This is a genomic window from Calothrix sp. UHCC 0171, from assembly GCF_034931845.1.
In the GTDB taxonomy this organism is placed as follows: Bacteria; Cyanobacteriota; Cyanobacteriia; order Cyanobacteriales; family Nostocaceae; genus Brunnivagina.
Window position 1 is genome coordinate 1 of record NZ_JAYGHN010000081.1, and the last position, 9,321, is coordinate 9,321.

Annotated in this window: 7 protein-coding genes and 1 pseudogene; 5 read left to right on the forward strand and 3 right to left on the reverse strand. The window is 38.1% G+C overall.

Going from position 1 to position 9,321, the window contains the following annotated elements:
- A partial coding sequence (locus VB733_RS26795) for a TAXI family TRAP transporter solute-binding subunit (RefSeq protein ID WP_323343093.1) occupies nucleotides 1-1,806 on the forward strand: 1,806 nt, incomplete at its 5' end.
- A 113-nt stretch (nucleotides 1,807-1,919) separates the two neighbouring features.
- On the opposite strand, the gene VB733_RS26800 is transcribed toward VB733_RS26795, so the two are convergent.
- Together VB733_RS26800 and VB733_RS26805 are read right to left on the reverse strand one after the other, a co-directional pair.
- Entirely contained in the window at nucleotides 1,920-2,321 is a 402-nt protein-coding gene (locus VB733_RS26800; protein WP_323343094.1) for a YcxB family protein, read from the reverse strand.
- A 246-nt stretch (nucleotides 2,322-2,567) separates the two neighbouring features.
- Nucleotides 2,568-3,797: a methionine gamma-lyase family protein gene (locus VB733_RS26805; protein ID WP_323343095.1), complete on the reverse strand. Its 1,230-nt coding sequence runs from the start codon at nucleotides 3,795-3,797 to the stop codon at nucleotides 2,568-2,570.
- Nucleotides 3,798-3,895: 98 nt separating this feature from the next.
- Between VB733_RS26805 and VB733_RS26810 the strand changes: the two genes are divergently transcribed.
- The 4 genes from VB733_RS26810 (at nucleotide 3,896) to VB733_RS26825 (ending at nucleotide 8,734) form a co-directional block, all read left to right on the forward strand.
- Nucleotides 3,896-4,729 (forward strand): acyl-CoA desaturase, encoded by an 834-nt coding sequence (locus tag VB733_RS26810; protein ID WP_323343096.1) that lies wholly within the window; start codon nucleotides 3,896-3,898, stop codon nucleotides 4,727-4,729.
- A gap of 326 nt (nucleotides 4,730-5,055) precedes the next feature.
- Nucleotides 5,056-6,132, forward strand: coding sequence for a fatty acid desaturase (locus VB733_RS26815; protein ID WP_323343097.1), 1,077 nt, complete (start codon nucleotides 5,056-5,058; stop codon nucleotides 6,130-6,132).
- A gap of 121 nt (nucleotides 6,133-6,253) precedes the next feature.
- A complete protein-coding gene (locus tag VB733_RS26820; protein WP_323343098.1) occupies nucleotides 6,254-7,375 on the forward strand; it encodes an acyl-CoA desaturase in 1,122 nt (373 codons plus the stop codon).
- Between the two features lie 297 nt (nucleotides 7,376-7,672).
- Complete coding sequence (locus VB733_RS26825) at nucleotides 7,673-8,734, forward strand: fatty acid desaturase (protein WP_323343099.1); 1,062 nt, start codon at nucleotides 7,673-7,675, stop codon at nucleotides 8,732-8,734.
- Nucleotides 8,735-8,918: 184 nt separating this feature from the next.
- Here the strand turns inward: VB733_RS26825 and VB733_RS26830 are convergent.
- A pseudogene (locus tag VB733_RS26830) lies at nucleotides 8,919-9,321 on the reverse strand (gamma-glutamyl-phosphate reductase); the annotation flags it as partial.

The following is a 9,321-nucleotide window of genomic DNA, read 5'->3' on the forward strand; positions in this document are numbered from 1 at the left end:
GCAGCTGGTGATAAGCAGGGTGAAAGTTATATTATTAGTGATGCGATCGCTAAAGTAATTGAAAAGCGTTCTAATATCAAAGTTAATGTGATAACAACTGGCGGAACCAAAGAAAATTTACAGTTATTAGAAAAAGGTGATGTTCATCTGGCTACTGCCCAAGCTGATGTTGTTAGTGAAAATATAGATGTATCAACTAATACCAATAATTCATCAAAACCTTCATTCCGAACTGTTGCAATTTTATATAAAGATTTATTTCAATTAGTTGTTCGTGATCCAAAAATTCAAGACTTTATCCAACTCAAAGGCAAAACAATTGCTTTACCTGTAGAGGGTGGACAATATAAATCATTTCAAAAAGTTGCTAGACATTATAGATTTTTCAATGAAATCAATGAAAATTTGGAAGTCAGAATTAAAGGTTTAGAGATTCAGGGTTATGATGACAAGCAAGCGGAGGAAGATTTTAAGTTTCAACGTGCGGATGCATTATTTCGTGTACGCGCAGCAGGAAACCAAGGTATTTCTTTAATAGTACAGAATTATGGTGGCAGATTAGTTGGAATTGATCAAGCAGAGGCAATGAAAATTAAGCATCCTGCCTTTGAAGCCACAACAATTCCCAGAGGTGCATATAAGGGTAATCCAGCTGTACCCGAAAAAGATTTACCAACAATTGCGGTGTCGAGGTTGTTGATTACTAGCAATAAAGTTGATGATGCAGTAATTCGAGATATTACACAGATTATATTAGAAAATCGCCAAGATATTGCTAATGCGATCGCCCAGGAACATCCAGAGGTAAAACCTTTAGTGGCGACAATTAGTAAACCGGATAGTCAAAATGATTCGGCTGTGCCTCCCTTACATGCTGGCGCAATTTCTTTTTATGATAGAGATAAACCATCATTTGTACAAGAAAATGCGGATTTTTTAGCATTGGTATTAACAATCATCTTACTTTGTTTTTCTTGGATTAAAAATTTAAAATCTTGGGTTGCTAGCGGCAAGAAAAATGAAGCTGACGAGTATATAGAATTATCCATTGCTTTAATGAGTAATACTGATAATGAGCTTCAAGAAAGACTCAAAAAATTTGATGATAAACTGGAGACATTAAAGCAACAGTATCAAGGTGATTTTAGAATTTGGATTGAGCAGAAGATAGAACCACAGTTAAAGCAATTACAAAATACAGGTCAAAATGATATACATAATGATATAGAGCTAAGACAGCAAATCCTGGATTTAATCTTTGAAAGAGCAGCAAAAGCTTTAGATGTAGATAATATTTCTCAGGAGTCTTTTCGTACTTTTAATGAAGCTTATAAAACAGCTAGAGAAACAATAGAAAGACAGCAACAACGCGCCCAGCAAGGAGACAATTATATTGATGCAGCGATTCAATTAATGGGTAGTAGGCAAATTAGTCTTGAAGATAGACAAAATCAACTTGATCAAGTTTTTAATAATGCTGCTGTTGCGTTACTCAATAAGCAGATTTCCCAAGAAGCATTCCGAACTTTTAACGAAGCCTATAAAACATCTCGTGAAACTATAGAACGGGAAAAGCAAATTTCATACCAGGTAAGCGAACAAAGTCAAAATCATTTGTTATTTAGCTACATCAATGAAGTTATGCAGCTATTACCAAATACAATTCCAGATAAAAATTTACAACAAAAAGAATTAGATAAAATTTTCCAAAAAGTTGTTGCTGACTTAATCACTAAAAAACTTTCGCAGGAGTCTTTTAGGACTTTTATGGAAGCCTATAAAAATATTTACAATACAATAAAATAAGAGTATATTTATTTGGATGATATTGAATACATAAATACCTAATTTTTTTATTTTATTATTCCGTCGATTGGGTACATCTCAATTTTTATTATTCAAGGAGAGAAGAAAATTTATTAATTCCTCTGGGTTGGGGAAACTTTTTCCCGGAGGATATCTCGAAATTGATTCATCTCGATCTCACTACTAAAAGCCCGTTTGGGAAAAATATTACAGCAGCTTTTAGTTTGATAAACCAGAAAGAGGTTTGGAGTTTCAAGCCAATTTTGAAAAATTCCCCATTTCAGATTACTTTCAGCAACAGGAGTAGTGATGATTAAACCTTCTTCAACAACTTCAACATGAATCTCATATTGAGATGCTGGCTGATTTTTCCAATTATATTTAAGTATCAAAGGCGTAATGATTTTTATCCCTAAATAAAGGCAGAGAAATAATATTAAGTTCGGCAGTATTACAGTTGTAATTATTTCTTCCAGTATGATTTTACCACTTTGAATAAGTGGCAGCAAAGACATGAAAATTAAAAATACAGCAAGACCCAAAAAGTAAATTTTCAATATCTTTTTTGGATGTGCTTTGTTCATCTCTTGAAAGTCTTTTAAATTGAGTCGGTATTCAAATATCATATATTTTTGATAACCCCTTGCTTTAGAAATTAAAAATAGTTCTAATTGTATAATTTTATAACTCAAATTTTCTGATAAAGCATTAATTATAGAGAGATTCCAGCAGAAACTCTCTACAACGGATTTTATTGGAGATTATACTTTTCCCACTGCTGCGATCGCCTTTTCCAAGGCAATAGAAACATGCGTCCAATGGGTTCCCCCTTGACAATAAACTATGTAGGGTTCTCGCAACGGACCATCAGCAGAAAATTCTAACGTACTACCCTCAATAAACGTTCCCCCAGCCATGACTACTTGGCTCTCGTAGCCAGGCATTTCGTCAGGAATAGGGTCGAGGTAGGAACCAATAGGAGAACTCTGTTGAATAGCTTTACAGAAGGCAATAAGTTTTTCTGGGGAACCAAGTTTAATAGCCTGGATAACATCTCGACGGGGTGCCAAAGGCGCAGGATTGACAGGATAGCCTAATTTATCAAATACATACCCCGTCAAATGAGTCCCTTTCATCGCTTCCCCCACCATTTGCGGTGCCAAAAATAAGCCTTGGTATAGTAACCTCAACTGGTCAAATGTTGCTCCACCCTCACTACCAATACCTGGTGCAGTCAGACGACATGCAGCAGCTTCGACTAAATCTTCTCGCCCCGCCACATAACCCCCAGCAGTAACAATTGTCCCCCCCGGATTTTTGATTAAGGAACCCGCCATTAAATCTGCACCAACATGGGTTGGTTCCTGGGTTTCAATAAATTCACCGTAGCAGTTATCAACGAAACAAACAGTATGAGGATTTTGCTGCTTGACAATCTTTATAATTTTTTCAATTTCTGCGATTGAGAGACTAGAACGCCAAGCATAACCGCAGGAACGCTGAATTAGAACCAATTTTGTCTTTTCCTGTATCGATTGACTCAATGCATTCCAATCAATTCTTCCTGCTGGAGTTAACTCCAATTCTCGGTAACTTATGCCAAACTCAATAAGGGAACCTTGACCTTTACCTCTTAAGCCGATAACTTCTTCTAACGTGTCATAGGGTGCGCCCACAACGGCTAGCATCTCATCACCCGGACGAAGTACGCCGAACAAAGCACATGCGATCGCATGAGTTCCAGAGACAAATTGTACCCGGACTGCTGCTTTTTGGGCACCCATAACCTCAGCAAAGACTTGATCCAACGTTTCCCGTCCCATATCATCGTGTCCGTATCCCGTAACACCTGCAAAATGGTGCGCTCCGACACGATGGTGGCGAAAGGCATTTAATACTCGTTGGAGATTTTGCTTGACTGTCGCGTCAATTCCAGAAAAAATCTGTAACAGTGCCTCTTCTGCTTGTCGCAGCTGTTCCAAGCTATTCATTAGTCCTTTGTTCCCAATTAATTAACATTTTGCCCGAACTAAGCGAATGAATCGCAAGAGATAAGGCTCCTTCCAAAAATCCTATTGGCGGTTACTGCATGACAATTGCTTCTTCAACCAAGTCCCAACTTAATTGGACTCACATCCTTTTCTTTTCTAGCTTGCACGTTGGTGCTTTATTTGCCCTAATTCCGAGCAATTTTAGCTGGCAAGCCCTCGGCGTGTGCGTCTTCCTCTACTGGATGACGGGTTGCTTAGGTATCACTTTAGGGTTTCATCGTCTAATTACCCACCGCAGTTTTCAAACCCCCAAATGGCTTGAATATTTTCTCGCATTTTGCGGTACTCTCACCTGCCAAGGTGGCCCGATTGCCTGGACTGGTATGCACCGTATCCACCATTTGCACTCAGATCAAGAACAAGACCCTCATGATTCCAACAAGGGTTTCTGGTGGAGCCATATCGTTTGGATGTTCTATCAATCCCCCGCTTTCGCTGATGTCCCCCGCTTTACTAAAGACATCAATGAAGACAAAGTTTACCAGTTTTTAGAGAAAAATATGATTTTACTCCAGGTCATCCTGGGTTTATCGTTACTTGCGATTGGTGGCTGGTCTTTTGTTGTTTGGGGTGTTTTTGTTCGCCTGGTTATGGTGTGGCATTTTACCTGGTTTGTAAATAGCGCTACTCACAAGTTTGGTTATAAAACCTACGACTCTGGCGATCATTCCACCAACTGCTGGTGGGTTGCATTACTTACCTATGGAGAAGGCTGGCATAATAATCACCATGCTTACCAGTATTCTGCACGTCATGGCTTGGAATGGTGGGAAATTGATTTTACCTGGATGACAATTCAAGTTTTACAATTCTTCGGTTTAGCAACTAACGTTAAATTGGCTCCAAAAAGAGAGTCTGCCGCTAGCAGTTAAGATAATCATTTTCTTGCTCATCGCCATTTAAACTCCCCGCTTTATATTTATGTCTCAAAATAGCGGGGCTTCAGATTATTGGTATATCTTGCTATAATCTGAGAAACTGTTACAAAACTTTACCACAAGACACTTTTATAGAGTCAGGAGTCAAGAGTTAGGCGCAATATATCGCACCGACATAGGAGTTAGAGTTGTAAATTCAAAGACTTTCATAATCAGCAAAGTCATTAAAAAAATAGATAGACTCAAGACTCAGCGCTCAGTATTCAGAACTTCTTCACTCAATTAGAGTGACTTGGTAGTGAGGAGTATTCTAGGTATTCATGACAACATCAATAGTTAATAGCGAAAAAGCTCGTAGAGAATTAGAAAAAAGTTTCTCCAGCGACATCAACAATCCTGAAATCAAGCTCAAGCATATTATCAAATCCTTACCCCGTGAGTGCTTCCAAAAAGATAGTCGTCAAGCTTGGATGACGGTAGTTGTAAATGTTCTGATGGTAGCTTTGGGTTACGCTAGCTTGGTATTCGCACCCTGGTATCTTTTACCGTTTGCCTGGATTTTTACAGGCACGGCGCTAACGGGCTTTTTTGTTATTGGTCACGACTGCGGACATCGTTCTTTTTCTAACAAGCATTGGGTAAATGACCTCGTAGGACATTTAGTTTTTGCTCCCTTAATCTACCCATTTCACGCTTGGCGAATTGGTCATAATTATCACCACAAACACACAAACAAGCTTGATTATGATAATGCTTGGCATCCCATCCGCCCAGAAGCTTATGAAAACAGCAGTCCGACTTGGAAAGTAATTCTGAAGACTTTTCTCACTAATAAACTCTGGTGGATTGGTTCGGTGGGACATTGGGCAATGATCCACTTTGATCCCAATAATTTCCTTGAAAAAGACCGCGCCAAAGTCAAGCAATCCATAACAGTTGTGGCTGTGTTTGCTGCGATTGTTTTCCCCACACTCCTAATTACTACAGGCATTTGGGGATTCATCAAATTCTGGGTTGTGCCTTGGTTAGTGTACCATTTCTGGATGAGTACATTTACTTACGTTCACCACACTGCACCGGATGTACCATTCGAGAGAGCGACAAAATGGAACGAAGCGATCGCCCAACTTTCTGGTACGATTCACTGTAATTATCCGGCTTGGGTAGAGTTTCTCTGTCACGATATCAGCGTCCATGTACCCCACCACATTTCCACAGCTATCCCTTGGTATAACTTGCGGAAAGCATACAGCAGCATTCAAGAAAATTGGGGAAGTTATTTGCATGAAGAATGTAATTTCTCATGGTCTTTAATGAAGCAGTTAACGGATGAATGCCAGTTATACAAAGAAGATAGCGGCTATCTCACTTTTAAAGAATACGAAACTGGGAAATAAATAGTAAATTGCTAACGATGGGAAGCTGAATGTCTCGCTTCTCATCTTTTTTTATTGCATCAAAACGATATCTCTAAACTTCTGCAAAAATCGGGGATATATTACCCTACTAACCGAATTCATGATACAAACAAATCCAAAAATCACATTTGCAAAAAATGTTGGTTTTAGAAAAAAACTCAACCAAAGAGTCGATAATTATTTCCAAGTAAATAACATTGCTAAACGTGATAACCCGGCAATGTATTTCAAAAGCTTGATTATTTTAGCCTGGACTATTTCTGCATGGTGTATAACCCTATTTAGTCCCGATATTATCTGGATAAAAATACTTGGATGTGTCTGTTTAGGATTGGGAATTGCAGGTATTGGCTTTAGTGTCGGACATGACGCTAATCATGGTGGCTACTCGAATAAAACATCAATTAATCGAGCGATCGGATTAATTTATGATGTCATTGGGCTTTCCAGTTATCTATGGAGATTTCGCCATAATTATTTGCACCATACATATACCAATATTTTAGGGCATGATGTTGAAATACATGGTGATGGATTGGTAAGAATGTCGCCTTATATGGAACATCGTTGGTATCACAAATACCAACATATATTGATTAATTTCATCTATGCGATTATTCCTTTTTATTGGTCATTTGCCGATGTACAAATTATCTTATTCAAGAAAAAGTATCACGAACATGTAGTCCCAGTTAAGACAAAAGAAATACTTGTTTTGCTCGCAGGTAAAATTGTTTGGTTAGGAATTTTCTGCTTTATTCCTATTGCTGTCGGTTATTCACCACTGGAAACATTGATTGGATTTAGCATTACCTACATGACCTATGGATTACTAATTGGTAATGTCTTTATGCTCGCACATGTCTTAGAGCCAGCAGACTTTGTCCAACCAGAAATGCCATCAAATAATATTGATGACGAATGGGCAATTCATCAAGTTAAAACAACCGTAGATTTTGCTCCCAAAAATCCATTCATTAATTGGTACGTTGGTGGCTTAAATTATCAAGTTATTCATCATTTATTCCCCCACATTTGTCACATCCACTATCCAAAAATTGCTCCAATCCTAGCTGAAGTTTGTGCTGAATATGATATCAATTACAATATATATCCAACCTTAGGAGAAGCTCTCAAAGCTAATTATGATTTCCTGAAAATCTTGGGCACAGGCTTAGATAAAAAGTCATTGCCAACACCAGAGATTTTTGCCAACTCCTAATTCTAGCTAAATTTGTATTGTCTTGCACATTGTGACAATTTGCAATTTAGGATTGTCCTACAACTGCACTTGTAAGGCTGAAAATTAACTGACAGAAACTTCAGTTTCTGTTCAGTAATCTTTATATTCGCAAAACAAAAAGTTGGTAACTTGAGAAAAAATTTGTGTTTTTAGCAACCTAATGTTAAAAATATTAAAGGCTAATTTAATTTAGCAGACAGCGCAAGTGATTTAACAAAATTGCGCTATATCTTAGTGGACAAAAATACCTCGGCTATAAGCTTAAAATAGAATAAAGTGACATCGAATACACTAAATTTCAACAATCAGCAAGCCCTTGAATCGCAAGAAGAAAGTACCAATTTACCTTTCACCCTTGGAGATTTAAAAGCAGCAATTCCTGCGGAATGCTTTCAACCTAGCGTTGTCAAGTCAATGTTTTTCTTCTGCCGCGATGTTGCTGTGATCGCATTACTCTATGCAATAGCCTATCGTCTCGACTCCTGGTATTTCTTCCCAATTTTTTGGATAATGCAAGGAACCATGTTTTGGGCTTTATTTGTAGTTGGACATGACTGCGGACACCAGTCTTTTTCCAAATACAAATGGCTGAATGACTTTATGGGTCATGTTTGTCATTCTCCAATTTTAGTTCCATACCATGGTTGGCGGATTAGCCACCGTACTCACCACAAAAATACAGGTAGCTTGGAAAATGATGAAAGCTGGTATCCTTCCAGCGAGTCGGAATATAACAAAGCTGATTTCCTAACTATGTTAGGGCGGCATTATGCGTTTTTATTAGCGTATCCGTTTTACTTGTTTGTGCGATCGCCTGGTAAAACTGGTTCTCATTTTTCACCCAAAAGTCCGTTATTTAAACCCTCGGAAAAGTGGGATGTAATTACCAGCACCATTTGTTGGAGTGCGATGGTGGCTTTGTTAGGATTCCTTACCTATCAGTGGGGCTTTGTGTGGTTGTTGAAATACTACTTGATGCCTTATATTGTGTTTGTCATCTGGTTGGATTTGGTGACATATCTACACCATACCGAACCTGAAATTCCCTGGTATCGAGGTGATGAGTGGACTTTCTTAAAAGGTGCGGTTTCCACAATTGATAGAGATTATGGTTTTATCAATCATATTCACCATGATATTGGGACTCATGTCGCACACCACATTTTCTTAAATATGCCGCATTATAATTTGAAGAAAGCAACTGCGGCGATTAAACCAATCATGGGTGAATATTTCTTTGAGTCAAAACAACCGATTTGGAAATCACTTTTACGTTCTGCAAAAGAGTGCCAATTTGTACCTGATACAGGTAAAAAGGTTTATTACACCTACAAGTAAGTAATATCAAGTTCATCTCAATCACTAGGATAAAACAGACGCGGAGAATGTTTAATTACAAGTGATGCACCGGAGATGATATCAATCAATAAGTAATCAAAATCAATAGTATTACCCAAAATCCCTGACTGTTTTCAAAGTCGGGGATATTTTGGTTTGAGATATTATCTTGCTTGTAATTCAGCTAAAATCGCCCGTTCCCCTGGACAATATGCTTAACTGTTGTCAAACTTTCTAAATTAATTAATCCCCGTCTATGTCCTTTCTGATTGGACATTCCTAAAAAGACGGCATCGCCACCGGAGGGAGTACGAGAAAAACGTGGGGAAGCATTTATATATGTGGAAGCACTATTTACTCCCAAAGCAAATTGCCGACTTTCTTGATATGATTCAGTGACGATACAATCCGCATGTCCGCTACTATATTGATTTATCCAAGTAATAGCCGCTTCTAAGCTATCAACAAGTTTAAAGGCAACTGTCTTATTTAAAAATGCACTTCCCCATTCATTTCCCTGTGCTAATTGTAATTGTGGAAATGCCTCCACTAATTCTTGATCTCCTTTGATTTCAAAGCCTTTTTCC